This window comes from Marimonas arenosa, from assembly GCF_030848945.1.
GTDB classification, from domain to species: Bacteria; Pseudomonadota; Alphaproteobacteria; order Rhodobacterales; family Rhodobacteraceae; genus Marimonas; species Marimonas arenosa.
In genome coordinates this window covers 907027-921143 of the sequence record NZ_JANHAX010000001.1, presented here as the reverse complement: position 1 = coordinate 921143, position 14117 = coordinate 907027, and the positions used below count along the sequence as shown (strand labels likewise).

18 protein-coding genes are annotated in these 14117 nt (G+C 66.3%); 10 read left to right on the top strand and 8 right to left on the bottom strand.

Annotation, left to right across the window (positions count from 1 at the left end):
* Positions 1-51: 51 nt before the first annotated feature.
* The 5 genes from NO357_RS04520 to NO357_RS04500 form a co-directional block, all read right to left on the bottom strand.
* Entirely contained in the window at positions 52-786 is a 735-nt protein-coding gene (locus NO357_RS04520; RefSeq protein WP_306734414.1) for a phosphate/phosphite/phosphonate ABC transporter substrate-binding protein, read from the bottom strand.
* Positions 783-1217 (bottom strand): tellurite resistance TerB family protein, encoded by a 435-nt coding sequence (locus NO357_RS04515; RefSeq protein WP_306734413.1) that lies wholly within the window; start codon positions 1215-1217, stop codon positions 783-785. Before NO357_RS04515 ends, NO357_RS04520 begins: the two co-directional genes overlap by 4 nt.
* Before the next feature lie 3 nt (positions 1218-1220).
* Positions 1221-1664 carry a tellurite resistance TerB family protein gene (locus NO357_RS04510; protein ID WP_306734412.1) on the bottom strand — a complete coding sequence of 148 codons (444 nt, stop codon included), beginning with the start codon at positions 1662-1664 and terminating at the stop codon, positions 1221-1223.
* Between the two features lie 4 nt (positions 1665-1668).
* A complete protein-coding gene (locus NO357_RS04505) occupies positions 1669-1962 on the bottom strand; it encodes a DUF1330 domain-containing protein (RefSeq protein ID WP_306734411.1) in 294 nt (97 codons plus the stop codon).
* A gap of 71 nt (positions 1963-2033) precedes the next feature.
* A complete protein-coding gene (locus NO357_RS04500) occupies positions 2034-2678 on the bottom strand; it encodes a hypothetical protein (protein WP_306734410.1) in 645 nt (214 codons plus the stop codon).
* A 221-nt stretch (positions 2679-2899) separates the two neighbouring features.
* On the opposite strand from NO357_RS04500, the gene NO357_RS04495 reads away from it, so the two are divergent.
* Positions 2900-3481, top strand: coding sequence for a hypothetical protein (locus tag NO357_RS04495; protein ID WP_306734409.1), 582 nt, complete (start codon positions 2900-2902; stop codon positions 3479-3481).
* A gap of 21 nt (positions 3482-3502) precedes the next feature.
* Here NO357_RS04495 and pyrG read toward each other — a convergent pair whose 3' ends face one another.
* The 3 genes from pyrG to NO357_RS04480 all read right to left on the bottom strand — a co-directional run bounded on the left by pyrG (position 3503) and on the right by NO357_RS04480 (position 6229).
* Entirely contained in the window at positions 3503-5146 is a 1644-nt protein-coding gene (gene pyrG, locus NO357_RS04490; protein WP_306734408.1) for a CTP synthase, read from the bottom strand.
* Positions 5147-5397: 251 nt separating this feature from the next.
* Positions 5398-5760 carry a preprotein translocase subunit SecG gene (gene secG / locus NO357_RS04485; protein ID WP_306734406.1) on the bottom strand — a complete coding sequence of 121 codons (363 nt, stop codon included), beginning with the start codon at positions 5758-5760 and terminating at the stop codon, positions 5398-5400.
* Between the two features lie 73 nt (positions 5761-5833).
* Entirely contained in the window at positions 5834-6229 is a 396-nt protein-coding gene (locus NO357_RS04480) for a DUF6524 family protein (RefSeq protein ID WP_306734405.1), read from the bottom strand.
* A gap of 142 nt (positions 6230-6371) precedes the next feature.
* On the opposite strand from NO357_RS04480, the gene NO357_RS04475 reads away from it, so the two are divergent.
* The 9 genes from NO357_RS04475 to NO357_RS04435 all read left to right on the top strand — a co-directional run bounded on the left by NO357_RS04475 (position 6372) and on the right by NO357_RS04435 (position 14074).
* On the top strand, positions 6372-7667 hold the full coding sequence (locus NO357_RS04475; RefSeq protein WP_306734404.1) for an adenylosuccinate synthase: 1296 nt from the start codon (positions 6372-6374) through the stop codon (positions 7665-7667).
* Positions 7668-7691: 24 nt separating this feature from the next.
* Positions 7692-7928 carry a DUF2842 domain-containing protein gene (locus tag NO357_RS04470; protein ID WP_306734403.1) on the top strand — a complete coding sequence of 79 codons (237 nt, stop codon included), beginning with the start codon at positions 7692-7694 and terminating at the stop codon, positions 7926-7928.
* A 76-nt stretch (positions 7929-8004) separates the two neighbouring features.
* Positions 8005-9090, top strand: coding sequence for an ABC transporter ATP-binding protein (locus NO357_RS04465; RefSeq protein ID WP_306734402.1), 1086 nt, complete (start codon positions 8005-8007; stop codon positions 9088-9090).
* Positions 9091-9196: 106 nt separating this feature from the next.
* The gene (locus NO357_RS04460; protein WP_306734401.1) at positions 9197-10237 is read left to right on the top strand and encodes a cobalt-precorrin-5B (C(1))-methyltransferase; all 1041 of its coding nucleotides are present in this window, start codon (positions 9197-9199) and stop codon (positions 10235-10237) included.
* Positions 10234-10965 (top strand): cobalt-precorrin-6A reductase, encoded by a 732-nt coding sequence (locus NO357_RS04455; protein WP_306734400.1) that lies wholly within the window; start codon positions 10234-10236, stop codon positions 10963-10965. The genes NO357_RS04460 and NO357_RS04455 overlap by 4 nt, the downstream gene beginning before the upstream one ends.
* The gene (locus tag NO357_RS04450) at positions 10962-11594 is read left to right on the top strand and encodes a DNA-3-methyladenine glycosylase family protein (protein ID WP_306734399.1); all 633 of its coding nucleotides are present in this window, start codon (positions 10962-10964) and stop codon (positions 11592-11594) included. Before NO357_RS04455 ends, NO357_RS04450 begins: the two co-directional genes overlap by 4 nt.
* Positions 11591-12256 carry an alpha/beta hydrolase gene (locus NO357_RS04445; RefSeq protein WP_306734398.1) on the top strand — a complete coding sequence of 222 codons (666 nt, stop codon included), beginning with the start codon at positions 11591-11593 and terminating at the stop codon, positions 12254-12256. Before NO357_RS04450 ends, NO357_RS04445 begins: the two co-directional genes overlap by 4 nt.
* A gap of 197 nt (positions 12257-12453) precedes the next feature.
* On the top strand, positions 12454-12795 hold the full coding sequence (locus NO357_RS04440; RefSeq protein WP_306734397.1) for a hypothetical protein: 342 nt from the start codon (positions 12454-12456) through the stop codon (positions 12793-12795).
* A gap of 19 nt (positions 12796-12814) precedes the next feature.
* Complete coding sequence (locus NO357_RS04435) at positions 12815-14074, top strand: DNA-packaging protein (protein ID WP_306734396.1); 1260 nt, start codon at positions 12815-12817, stop codon at positions 14072-14074.
* The last annotated feature ends 43 nt before the right edge of the window (positions 14075-14117 follow it).

Below are 14117 nucleotides of genomic sequence, written 5' to 3'. Positions count from 1 at the left end.
TCAAATCGGCAGCGCGGGGCGGAAATTGCCCGAAAACCCGGCCTGTGTCGGTTAATTCGGCGGTATCGGCAGCGGCACGGCCAGGTAGTCGGCGGCCGGGATCGCGACCAGGCCGCGCAAATGCAGCGTGGCGCGATCCGCCGGCGATAGATCCGTGATCGCCGCCGTGACCGCAGTGTAAAGCGCTTTGGCGTCGCGCCGGGCCGCGGTGATCAGCGGCAGGCCGGGCGTGGGCCGGGTGGCGGCGACGACCTCGAGCACGTCGGTGAAGCGATCATGCTGGCGCATAAGCTCCCAACTGAGGGCATCGAGGGCCGCAAGACTGGCCCGTCCTTCGGCCACCGCCCGGGCCGACGCACGGTGGGCGCCGGTCTTGAGCAGTGTTTGCGGCCCAGGCAGGCCGGCTTCGACGAAAAAGGCCTGCGGTGCGGCCCAGCCGGACTGCGACAGGGCTTCGTTGTAGGCGAAGGGTCCGGCCAGCAGATCGGTGAGCGGCGCGGCGGGCTTGCGAGCGACCAGCACCGAGCGGTAGTGGCCCGGCGGGCATCCCGGCAGGCTATAGTCCGGCGTCCCGACGAGAGTGACCGTGGTGTGCAGCGTGGCGCGAAAAGGCAGGCCGCAGGTCTGTGCCAGCAACAGGTCGGGAGAGCGCCAGACCGGCCAGGGATCGTCGGGCCGGGTGAGCCGGGACGGACCGTGGCCGAGGCGGGCGCGGATCGCGGTCCAGAAGGCATCGTTGGCGGCGGCCGTTTCCGGCCGGTCATACATCGGCAGGGCCGCGATCATCCGCCGGCCCGTTTCCGGGCAAGAGCGCTGTCGCGGTCGGTGATGCCGAGAAGGTTGGCGATGACCCGCATGCTGCTGTCTTCGTGATCGTCGCGCTGGCCGTCGGCAAGCACCACCGACCACATCGCGGTGAGCACGCCAAGGCGGTCGTCGTGCGGCACCGCCTCCTTGATTGCCCGGGTGAAGCGGACGGTGTCGGGGGCGTGCGCCTCGAGCGTTTCGGCCTCGGCGCGCAGCGCCGCGGCTTCGAACGGCGACAGGTCGAAACGGGTCGAGAGGACGGCATCGATCCGGCGGATTTCGACGTCGGCATAGTCGCCGTCGGCGCGTGCCAGCCGGACCAGCAGGGCGGCGAGCGCGAGGCGAGCATCGCCGTCGGTCATCGGGTCGGGAGCAGGGGCGGTGAGGCGGCGCAGGAAGTCGGCGAACATGGTTCAGGCCTCGGCGGCGGCGGCGTGGGCGGCGCTGTTGTCGGCCTCGGACAGGCCCAGTGCCGCGCAGGTGGCATCAATCGTTCGGATCTCTTCGGGGCGTTCGAGCCCATCGGCCAGCAGCACCTGCCAGAGCGCGCGCAGCACCTCCATCCGTCCGCCATGCGACACGGTCTCGCGGATCAGTGCGGCGAAGCTTTCGGTCTCGGGCGCCTGGGCTTCGAGCCTTTCGCAGGTGGCCCGCATCTTGGCGGCCTCGATCGGCCCGATCCCGTTGGCGTGGGCGAGGATGCGGTCGATCCGCTGGATTTCCTCGACCCGGTAGGTTTCGTCGGATTTGGCGACCCGCACCATCAGCGCCCCGAGCGCCAGCTTGGCGTCGGGTTCGGGGAGCGGTTGCGGCCTGGGCGCGGAAAACGCCGAGAGGATGCGTTGCACGATGGGCATCGGGCTACCCGTCATAGCCTTCAACGATGACCAGATCGCCGGTCGAGACCGGATCGCGCAGCGCCTTGGCGGCCTGGTAACTGGCGGAGTCGTAGCAGGCGAGCGCGGCCTCGTAGGAGGGAAACTCGATCACCACGTTGCGCGAGCGCGAGCTGCCTTCCTTGCATTCGAACTGGCCGCCGCGGACGATGAACCGCGCACCGTATTCGGCAAACGGGGCGGCGTTGGCCGCGATGTATTGCTTGTAGGTCTCAAGATCGTCGACGTCGACGCGGGCGACCCAGTATCCCTTGGCCATGACATGCCTCCTTGCGTTGTTTCGCGGGATGCTGCGACGCGGAGCGGGCGCGGTCAAGGGGGACGGCGGGATCAGCCGGTGAACTGGCCCTTGTCGAAGGCGAGATTGTCGATGGCGATGCCCTGTGGATCGGAGTTGGTGATCAGAATTCCGGCGATGTCGGCGACATTGTCGCCGCGGACGAAGCCGTAGCGTTCCTCGCCCAGAGGTTCGATCCGCAGGCGGGCGATTTCCGAGCCGTCGCGGCGCAGAAAAGAGATGTCGAGGGCGCCGTCCTCGCCACCGCGCAGGTCGAAGGCGAGGGCCGCCTGGTCGTTGTCGAACTCGATGGCGATGGCGCCTTCACCCACCGCCTCGACCCTCGGGAAGGCGCGTGGACCATGGCCATGCAACACGGTGGTGGGGCCGAGACGCATGGCGCCGAGCGTGGCCCCAGGCGCGCCGGGGATGACCGTGAGCGGCGACAACGCCGCGCCGGCGATGCGGTCATAATCGCCGTCGTAGTCCAGTGACTGGCCGGAAAAGCGCTCGCCGAAGCGGGCCCCGGGGCGGATCAGAAGCCCGTCGATCGGATGGCCGATGCCGAGGCTGCTCTGCACATCGTCAAAGGTGATCACATGGGCGAGCGCGAGATTTTGCGGCGAGACCAGGCAGACCGGTTGATCGCAGTCACCGGCCCCGGTGGCGCGCGCCGGGAGGGCAGGGGAAAGGGCCACGAAAACAACGGCCCCGACGGTTGTTAGTTTCAGCCTCATGATCGACAATATAGCGGATTTTCGCCGGCTTTTCCCGTTTTTCGGAGAAATCCGCAGTCCTGTCATAATTGTTCCGCAGTTTCGGCGTTTTGCTTTTCTAGTTGTGCGCGCAAAGACGGTGTCGCCCTGCATCGAAATGCGTGTTTGCGGCGAAAGAACATCAGGCCACGGAGAGGCAGAACATGGACCGCACGAACGAGTTCGACTGGACCGCCACATCTTGCGAAGAACAGATGCGCCATGCGCGCGCGGCGTCGACCATCGCGCGTGACCGCATCATGCGCGAATATGACTGGTCACTCCATCCCGAGGTCGTACTGGGATGGCTGTCGGCGCAGAAGGGGATTGGGCTGGGTTCGGCCCTGTCGGCGTTTTTCAACGGTGATCCGTGGCGTTTCAACTACCTGCCGAAACGCGATGTCAGTGCGGAGTATCGGGGGGTGGCTAGTCTGCTGGATTCGATCTGTCAGCGGATCAATGCCGGGTTCTACCTGCCCGACCTGGCGCCGATGTGCCCGCAGAACATGAACAAGCTCGACGCCTGGGTCACCAACCAGCGCCACGATCTGCGCGACCACCGTCGCGGCCGCTGGGTGATCGAATCCGAGGTGCTGGACCCGCTGTTCGCCAGTAAGCGCGCCGCCATCGAGGAGGAACTGCGCCGCGAACGGGCGTTGCAGGCCAAGGCAGCCGAGGCCGAGAAGGCCGGCGCCGCCTCGAAGAGTTTTTCGCTGAAGAAGCTGGTAAAGCCGTTGGCCGGTTGAGGCCGACGCAACCGGGGCGGTTTAGACCAGCCGCGAGCTGACCACCGCGGCGCGCACGAAATCCGCAAACAGCGGGTGCGGCGCGAAGGGCTTCGACTTGAGTTCCGGGTGGAACTGCACGCCGATGAACCACGGGTGGCCTTTCCATTCGACGATTTCCGGCAGGCGGCCGTCGGGTGACATACCGGAGAAGGTGAGGCCGCATTTCTCGAGCTTGTCGCGATACTTGGTGTCGACTTCATAGCGGTGGCGGTGGCGTTCCTCGATCGCCGTCGCGCCGTAGATCTCGGCGACTTTCGAACCCTCTTTGAGCGTCGCGTCATAGGCGCCGAGCCGCATCGTGCCGCCCTTGTCGTCATCGGCCGAGCGGGTGACGGTGTAGTTGCCCTGGACCCATTCCTTGAGGTGATAGACCACCGGCGTGAAGCGTTTCTGGCCCGCCTCGTGGTCGAACTCTTCCGAGCCCGCGTCCTTAATACCGGCCTTGTTGCGCGCCGCCTCGATCACGGCCAACTGCATGCCGAGGCAGATACCGAGATAGGGTACGTTGCGTTCGCGGGCGAACTGCGCGGCCTTGATCTTGCCTTCGGTCCCGCGTTCGCCGAAACCGCCGGGCACCAGGATGGCATGGAAGCCTTCGAGATGCGGGGCGGCGTCTTCGCGGTCGAACACCTCGGCGTCGACCCAGCTGACATTGACCTTGACCCGATTGGCCATGCCGCCATGAGTCAGCGCCTCCTTGATCGACTTGTAGGCGTCTTCGAGCGCGGTGTACTTGCCGACGATGGCGATGTTGACCTCGCCGTCGACATTGTGCAGCCGGTCGACCACGTCTTCCCAGACCGAAAGGTCGGGGCGCGGGGCCGGGGCGATCTGAAAGGCGTCGAGCACCGCCTGGTCGAGGCCGACGCGGTGATAGGCCAACGGCGCCTCGTAGATCGATTTGAGGTCATAGGCGGGGATCACCGCCTCGGGTCTCACGTTGCAGAACAGCGCGATCTTGGCGCGTTCCTTGTCCGGGATCGGCTGTTCCGAGCGGCAGACGAGCACGTCGGGCTGGAGGCCGATGGAGCGGAGTTCCTTGACGCTGTGCTGGGTCGGCTTGGTTTTCAGCTCACCACTGGCGGCGAGATAGGGCAGCAGGGTGAGATGCATGAAGATGCATTGGCCGCGCGGGCGTTCCTGGGCGAACTGGCGGATCGCCTCGAAAAACGGCAGGCCCTCGATATCGCCGACGGTACCGCCGATTTCGCAGAGCATGAAATCGACCTCGTCATCGCCGATCTCGATCCAGTCCTTGATCTCGTTGGTGACGTGGGGGATGACCTGGATGGTCTTGCCGAGGTAGTCGCCGCGGCGCTCTTTTTCGAGCACCGTGGTATAGATCCGGCCCGAGGAGACGGAATCGGTCTTGCGCGCAGGAACACCGGTGAACCGTTCGTAGTGACCGAGGTCGAGATCGGTTTCCGCGCCGTCATCGGTAACGAATACCTCGCCATGTTCAAACGGCGACATGGTGCCGGGATCGACGTTGAGATAGGGGTCGAGCTTGCGCAGGCGGACCGAGAAACCGCGCGCCTGCAACAGCGCGCCAAGCGCCGCCGAGGCGAGGCCTTTCCCGAGTGAAGAAACAACCCCGCCGGTGATGAAAACGTAACGCGCCATGTAGTCGATGATCCCCCGTGACAGCGGCGGGTGTGCCGCGAAATTCCTGCCCTGGCAGCCGCCATTGGCCGCCTATCACGGGATTTGATGGTTACAGGATTCGCCCCACCTTGGCAACAGCACCGCAACATTTTGATGCGTGATTCTGTTTTTTAACAAGGGGTTGTGGTTTTGCTTGGGGACACTTTCCCTCCGCATGACGAAGGCGTCATGCGAACCGGTGGACCTGCCGTCGGCCGCGGCCGCGGGCTTCAGTCGGCCCGGGGCACCAGCGGCGCGTTGTCCCCCTGGCTCGGCGGCAGCAGGTTGTCGCTGTCGAGCGTCGGGGTGGCCGGCGCGGGTTCTTCGGCCGCCGGCGCATCGCCGAGCCGGTCGATCACCGAGGTGCCGGCCGATTTCTGCGCGGCGATGATCGTGAGTGTGATCGAGGTGCAGATGAAGGCGATCGCGAGAATCCAGGTCAGCTTGCCCAGTGCCGTGGCCGCGCCGCGCGCCGAAATGGCACCGCCGCCCGAGCCCATGCCGAGCCCGCCGCCCTCGGACCGCTGCATCAGCACGATGCCGATCAGCGCGAGTGCGAGGAGCAGGTGGATGATGAGAACGACGTTTTCCATGGGGCGAGCGCCTAGGCTGAAGCTGTTTCGCGGCTATGTATGGCAAAGGCGGACCGGGTGCAAGCGCCGCGGACTATTCGTCGACATCGTCCATGTCAGCCTGTCCCGAAAGCTTGCGACGGACATGGCTCCACGACAGCCCGATACCGAGCACCGCGGACAGCGCCAGGATGCCGATCCAGGTGTTCTGGGTGGTGTTCTCCAGCATCAGCCAACCCCAATCGTAGAGCACCCAGAGCAGGGCGCCGACCACGGCAAGGACAAGCAGCATGCCGAAGTGGCCGATCGAACGCAGCGTGGCGCGCAGGTAGATGATGTAGCCTACCAGCAGCAGCAGGCCGAGCAGCACCGCGAGCGGCATTTGCGCGGAGAAGTTGGCCTCGGCCCATTTGACGTAATTCCACTGCGTCGGGTTGAAGGTGGCCGACAGCAGCAGGAAGGCGAAGAGCCAGCGCAGGAGAAAGCCCATTTTGCACCTCGTCACGGTTGCGATGCCGCATTGATGCGCGGGAGCTGCGGGCTTGTCCAGCATCTGCGGCGAATTTGAGGTTTCGCGCCCGGACGCGGAGCGATATACGGGCGCGGGTTTGATCCGTGAAAAGAGGACCGTCATGGCCAACGTAGTAGTCGTCGGCGCCCAGTGGGGCGACGAGGGGAAAGGCAAGATCGTGGACTGGCTGAGCGAGCGGGCGGATGTGATCTGCCGCTTCCAGGGCGGCCACAATGCCGGGCACACGCTGGTGATCGACCGGGCGGTCTTCAAGCTGCATGCGCTGCCCTCGGGCGTGGTGCGGGGCGGCAAGTTGAGCGTGATCGGCAATGGCGTGGTGCTGGATCCGTGGAACCTGTTGCAGGAAATCGACACCATCACCGGGCAGGGGGTGGAGATCACCCCGGAGACGCTGATGATCGCCGAAAACACACCGCTCATCCTGCCGTTTCACGGCGAGCTCGATCGGGCGCGCGAAGAAGCCGCCAGCACGGGCACCAAGATCGGCACCACAGGACGCGGCATCGGGCCGTGTTACGAGGACAAGGTCGGTCGCCGGGCGATCCGTGTGGCCGATCTGGCCGACGACGCCACGCTTGAGGCGCGGGTGGACCGGGCGCTGCAACATCACGATCCGCTGCGCAAGGGATTGGGCGTCGAGCCCATCGATCGTGCGGCGCTGATTGCGCAGTTGAAGGAGATCGCGCCGAGCATCCTGAAATACGCCGGCCCGGTCTGGAAGGTACTGAACGAGAAGCGCAAGGCGGGGAACCGTATCCTGTTCGAAGGGGCGCAGGGAGCGCTGCTGGATATCGATTTCGGCACCTATCCGTTCGTGACCAGTTCGAACGTGATCGCGGGCCAGGCCGCTACGGGCGTGGGCATCGGGCCTGGCGCGATCGATTATGTCCTCGGGATCGTCAAGGCTTACACCACACGGGTCGGCGAGGGGCCGTTTCCGACCGAGCTCGACGATGCCGACGGGCAGCGGCTGGGGGAGCGGGGCCATGAATTCGGCACCACTACCGGGCGGAAAAGGCGTTGTGGCTGGTTCGATGCCTGCCTGGTGCGCCAGACCTGCGCCACCAGCGGGGTCAACGGCATATCCCTGACCAAGCTCGACGTGCTGGACGGGTTCGAGACACTGAAGATCTGCGTCGGCTACGACCTCGACGGGCAGCGGCTCGACTACCTGCCGACGGCGGCCGATCAACAGGCGCGCTGCACCCCGATCTACGAAGAGATGCCGGGGTGGAGTGAATCGACCGAAGGGGCCCGCAGTTGGGCCGATCTGCCGGCCAATGCCATCAAATACGTCAAGCGGGTGGAAGAACTGATCGAGTGCCCGGTGGCGTTGCTCAGCACCAGCCCGGAACGCGAGGACACCATCCTGGTGACCGACCCGTTCGCTGATTGACCGGGGCGAGAGCGGAGGCGTCGCATGTTCGAGAAACTGTCCTGGAAGGCCCGGAGGCGCTGGGCACTGGTGGTGCTGGTGATCGGCATGCCGGTCTACGTCGTGGCCTGCGTCACCGTGGTCAACATGCTGGGCCGGCCGCCGATCTGGGCCGAATTCCTGGTCTATGTCCTGCTCGGGTTCCTCTGGATCCTACCGTTCAAGGGACTGTTCAAGGGGATCGGCCAGCCGGACCCGGACGCGCCCGGCAACGATGAGTGACGCTTGCGGCGCTGCCGGGGGGCTGTTAAGGGACGGCGGATACCCGATGGTTTTGATCGGATAAACGTGAGGCCGCATGAGCAAATCGGTTCCGAGGCTGGAGATCCGCAACCTGCGCCGCGCTTTCGACGGTCGCCCGGTGGTGGACGATGTCTCGCTTCGGGTGATGCCCGGCAGCGTGACCTGCCTGCTTGGGCCGTCGGGCTGCGGCAAGTCGACGACGTTGCGGATGATCGCCGGGGTCGAGATGCAGGACACGGGCGAGATTTATGTCGACGGCAAGCTGATCTGCGACACGGTGTTCCGCATTCCGCCGGAACGGCGGCATATCGGATTGATGTTCCAGGATTTCGCGTTGTTCCCGCATCTGAGCGTCGCCGACAACGTGGCCTTCGGCTTGAAAGGCGCGAGGGAGGAAAAGCGCGCCCGGGTCGAGGAGCTTTTGCGCGAGGTCGGGCTGGCCCGGTTCATCGATTCGTTTCCGCACGAATTGTCGGGCGGCGAGCAGCAGCGCGTGGCGCTGTCCCGTGCGCTGGCGCCGCGGCCGCGGATCATGCTGATGGACGAGCCGTTTTCCGGCCTCGACAACCGGCTACGCGACGAAATCCGCGACCTGACGCTGGACGTTCTCAAGCAGGAGGACGCCGCCGTTCTGCTGGTGACGCATGAGCCGGAAGAGGCGATGCGGATGGCCGATGAGATCGCGCTGATGCGGGCGGGGCGGATCGTGCAGCAGGGCGCGCCCTACAACATCTACAACGCGCCAGTGGACAAGGAGGCGGTCGCTTTTTTCAGTGATATCAACGTGATTCGCGGCAAAGTTCAAGGTGCCCTGACGGATACGCCATTCGGTCAGTTCCTGGCGCCGGGCGTGCCGGACGGACAGGCCGTTGAGATCGTGATCCGGCCGCAGCATCTGAAGATCGATTTCGACCGCGGCGGGCGCGGACCCGATCCGACACCGCAGGACGGCGTGCCGGCCCGCGGCGTGGTCGAGCGGGCGCGGTTCATGGGCTCGGAAAGCCTGGTCGAGTTTCGCATGGACCACGATGGCTCGGTCCTGAAGGCGACGGTGCCAAACGTCTTCCTGCCGTCGCCGGGCAAGGCCCTTTGGCTGACGATCCGGCGCGACCGTTGTTTCGTGTTCCCGGTGGTGGAGTGAGGTTCGTGGACACGCGTGGGGGCGCTGCCCCCACACGCCCGGGACATTTTCGGCAAGTTGCAGCAGGGGATTGTCCCGGATTGCGGCGGACCGCTAGGGTTGCGCCATGAGTGGAACCCGGACCTTGCGGCGCGGTTGGACCACCGGCGCCTGTGCGACGGCGGCGGTGAAGGCGGCGCTGATGGCGCTGTGGGGCGAGGGGTTTCCGACGCGGGTGCGGATCACACTGCCGCGCGGCGAACGGCCGGACTTCGAACTGGCCGAAACCGGGGCGGGCGAGGGCTGGGCCGAAGCGGGGGTGATCAAGGATGCGGGCGACGATCCGGACGTGACACACGGGACGCTGATCAAGGCGCGGGTGGAAAGCTCGGACGGGGGGGTCGTGTTTGCCGCCGGTGAGGGGGTCGGGGTGGTGACAAAGCCGGGGCTGCCGATCGGCGTCGGTGAGCCTGCGATCAACCCGGTGCCGCGCGAGATGATGCAGGGTGTGGTCGAGGAGATGGCGGCAAGGCTGGCGCGGCGACCGGACGTGAAGATTACGGTTTCGGTGCCGGGGGGCGCCGCGATTGCGGAAAAGACCTGGAACCCGCGGCTGGGGATCAAGGGCGGCCTGTCGATCCTGGGAACGACAGGGATCGTGCGGCCGTTTTCCTGTGCTGCCTGGATCGCCTCGATTCATCGCGGCGTGGACGTGGCCCGCGCCAGCGGGGTGACCCATGTCGCCGGCTGCACCGGCGCAACCAGCGAACGGGCGGTGCAAGCGCTTTACGGCTTGCCCGACCACGCCATGCTGGACATGGGCGATTTCGTGGGCGGGATGCTGAAATATCTTGCAGCACACCCGGTGGCGCGGGTCACGATCGGCGGCGGGATCGGCAAGATCACCAAGCTGGCACAAGGGGCATGGGACCTGCACTCGAGGCGGAGCCAGGTGGATTTTGCAGCCTTGGCCGAGATGGTTGGGGACGACCGGGTGCGCCGGGCGAACACGGCGCTGGAGGCTCTCGAGTTGGTCGGGCCGCCACTGGCGCGTGCCGTGGCCGAAGCAGCCCTGGCACAGGTCGGGGCAAGGTTCGGCGGTGGGATGCGCTTTGACATCGTGGTGATCGACCGAGGCGGCGCAATCATCGCGAGGGCGGGCGCATGAAGCTGCTCGTGCTGGCGGGCACCGGCGAGGCCCGGGCCATCGCGGCGCGGCTCGCGGCGGAGCGCGTCGATGCCGTGGCTTCGCTGGCCGGCGCCGTGCGGGCGCCGCGCAAGCTGGCCCTGCCGACCCGGATCGGCGGGTTCGGCGGCGAGGATGGGTTTCGGACCTATCTGGCGGAGGAAGGTATCGGCGCGGTTCTGGATGCGACGCATCCGTTCGCGGTGCGGATCTCACGCCGGACGGCGACCATGTGCCGGGACATGGGGGTGCCCTATTGCCAGTTCCTGAGGCCGGAATGGGCGCCGGAACCGGGGGAGGACTGGGCTCGGATTTCGACCGAGGAACAGGCGGTGGAGATCATTCCCGAGGGCGCGGTCGTGTTGCTGGCGACGGGACGGCAGACGGCGGCGCGGTTTGCACGCCTGAAACGGCGGCGGGTGATCTGCCGGGTGGTTGAGGAACAGGCGGAGCCGTTCCCGTTCGATGGCGGAGAGTACCTGGTGCAGCGCCCGCCGTTTTCGCTGGAGCACGAACTGGCGCTGTTCCGGCAGCTGGCGATCGACTGGCTGGTGGCCAAGAATGCCGGCGGCGCGGCGGGCCGCGCCAAGCTGGATGCGGCACGGCAGCTCGGGGTCCGGGTGGCGATGCTGGATCGACCGGAACAGCCCGAGGGGCGAAAGGCCGAGACCGTGGACGCGGCGCTTGCCTGGGTGCGGGGGCTGGAATGAGCGTTGGGCGGATCATTCGCGGGCCGGATTGCGTGGCGGAAGGCACCGCCTGGCTGGCCGCGCGGGACGGAGGCCTGGCGCGGGCGCTGGAGGCAGTCGACGAGGTGCCGTTGCGGCTGAGGCCGGACGGGTTCGCCCAGCTTTTGAGCGCGATCATCAGCCAGCAGGTAAGCGTGGCTTCGGCCAATGCCATCTGGCAACGGATGCAGACCGCCGGGTTGATCGATCCGGCGGCCGTGCTGGCGGCGCAGGACGAGGAGTTGCGGGCGGTCGGGCTCAGCCGGCAGAAGATGCGCTATGCGCGGGCACTGGCCGCGGCGGAGATCGACTTCGCGGCTCTGCGCGGATTGCCGACCGACGCAGTCGTGGCCCGGCTGGTCGAGGTGCCGGGGATCGGGGTCTGGACGGCAGAAATCTATGCGATGTTCTCGCTCGGGCGCGCGGATGTGTTCGCGCCCGGCGATCTGGCGTTGCAGGAGGCGGCGCGGCTGCTCTACGGCCTGGACGAGCGCCCCGGAGAGCGCGCCTTGCGCGCGATGGCCGAGCGCTGGCGCCCGTGGCGGTCGGTTGCAGCACGCGTGCTCTGGGCCTATTACCGGGTGGCGAAGGACAGGGAAGGGATCAGATGACACGGGTATTGCAGGCGGGTCGCAAGGGGCCGGTTTCGGGAACGGTGCGGTCGGCGGTGGTGTTTCTGCACGGCTATGGCGCCAACGGGGCCGATTTGCTGGGCCTGGCCGATCCGCTGGGCGAACACCTGCCGGACACGCTGTTCGTGGCGCCGGATGCGCCGGAGAGTTGCGCGGCTTCGCCGTTTGGTTACCAGTGGTTTCCAATCCCGTGGATCGACGGCTCGTCCGAAGAGGAAGCCGAGCGGGGGATGCGGGCCGCGATCGACGATGTGAACGCGTTTCTCGATGCTATCCTGGTGGACGAGGATCTGTTGCCGGAGCAGTTGGTGCTGTTCGGCTTCAGCCAGGGCACGATGATGAGCCTGCACGTCGCGCCAAGGCGCGAGGACGAAATTGCCGGGATCGTCGCTTTTTCGGGGCGACTTCTGAGTCCCGAGCTTCTGGTGGACGAGGCGGTGTCGAAACCGCCGATCCTTCTGGTGCATGGCGACATGGACGACGTGGTCCCACCGCAATCTCTGCCGCAGGCGGCGGAGGCCTTGCAGGGAGCGGGGTTCACCGAAGTCTATGCCCATATCATGAAGGGCACCGGCCACGGGATTGCGCCGGACGGGTTGTCGGTGGCATTGGCCTTCATGCGTGACAAGCTCGGGCTTTGATCCGGGGGCGTTAAGAATCTGGTAATGATACCGAACGGTTAGGGGGCGCTCGCGTTTGACGCTGCGCGCGGTCTCGGTTAGGGTTCGTGACATGCTGAGAGAGCTGGGCAAGCGGCCCCGGGAAGATCCCCGGTGGCCGCTTTTCCATGTCCTGCGTGCGGACGGAGGAGAGACCACATGAGGCAGACAAAACGACAATGGCAAAACAGCAGACGACGCCCGGGCAAGAGCGACTGACCCGGGCCATCGCGGTCCTGGAGACGCAGCTTCGCAGCCTGGCGCGCGATCTGGCGGTGCTGCACCGCGACATCCGCGCCGGCAAACTAGAAACCCTGGCCGACGCGCAGCGCCGGTCGGGCGAGATCCGGCAATGGCTGGGGATCGCACTGGAAATGGAGATGAAACTTGAAAAACGCGGGCAACACGGGCGCCGGACCGGCGCCGGCGGATCCATCGACCTCGACGCAGCCCGGACTCAGATCGGGTGCCGCCTGGATCGCCTCAGAAGGGCGCGATGTCCAGGACGCTTTCCTGAATGAGCTGAGCGAGGCAGAGTTGATGGCTCTGCCTTTTTTGTTCGAGTTCTGGGCGATGGATCATCAGTTGCCGCCGGACGGCGACTGGCGGACCTGGGTGATCATGGGCGGGCGCGGCGCGGGGAAAACGCGCGCCGGAGCCGAATGGGTGCGGGCGCAGGTTGAAGGCGCGGGGCCGCAGGACACGGGAGTTTGCCGGCGGATCGCGCTTGTGGGCGAGACGGTGGACCAGGTTCGCGAGGTGATGGTGTTTGGCGAAAGCGGCATCCTCGCCTGCTCGCCGTCTGATCGGCGGCCGGAATGGCAGGCCGGGCGCAAGCGGCTCATATGGCCCAATGGGGCGGTGGCGCAGGTGTTCTCGGCGCATGACCCGGAAGGACTGCGGGGCCCACAGTTCGACGGGGCCTGGGTGGATGAACTGGCCAAGTGGAAGAAGGCCCGGGACACCTGGGACATGCTGCAATTCGGATTGCGACTGGGCGAGACGCCCAGGGTTTGCGTGACGACGACGCCGCGGAATGTGGGTATCCTGAAAGAGATCCTTGCGATGCCGTCGACCGTCGTGACGCGCGCTTCGACCGAAGCCAATGCGGCGAACCTGGCGCAAGGATTCCTCGACGAGGTCAAGGCGCGTTATGCCGGCACGCGCCTCGGGCGTCAGGAACTGGAGGGCGTGCTGCTGGAGGATGTCGAGGGGGCGTTGTGGACTTCATCGGCATTGGAGAGTTCGCGGGTGGTCGAATTGCCCGAGCTTGACCGGATCGTGGTCGCAGTGGATCCGCCGGTCACGGGACACGAGGGCAGTGACGAGTGCGGAATCGTGGTGGCAGGGGCCGTGACCCGCGGACCGGTGCAGGACTGGCGCGCCTATGTTCTGGGCGATGCCAGCGTCAGCGCCGCAACGCCGGCCGTCTGGGCAAAGGCGGCGATTGCGGCGATGGAACGGTTCGGGGCCGAGAAGCTGGTAGCCGAGGTCAACCAGGGTGGTGACCTGGTCGAATCGGTCATTCGGCAGGTCGATCCGATGGTTCCGCTGAAGAAAGTCCACGCCGCCCGCGGCAAGGCGGCGCGGGCCGAACCGGTGGCGGCGCTTTACGAGCAGGGGCGGGTTTTTCATGTCCGGGACCTGGGAGGGCTGGAAGACCAGATGTGCCGCATGACCACGCGAGGCTACGACGGTACGGGCAGCCCGGACAGGGTCGACGCGCTGGTCTGGGCGCTGACCGAGCTGATGATCGAACCGGCTGCAAAATGGCGGCGCCCGCAGGTGCGCGCGGTCTAGTTCAGATTTCTTAAACTTTTCCGGGAATGATCGCTTTCGATCC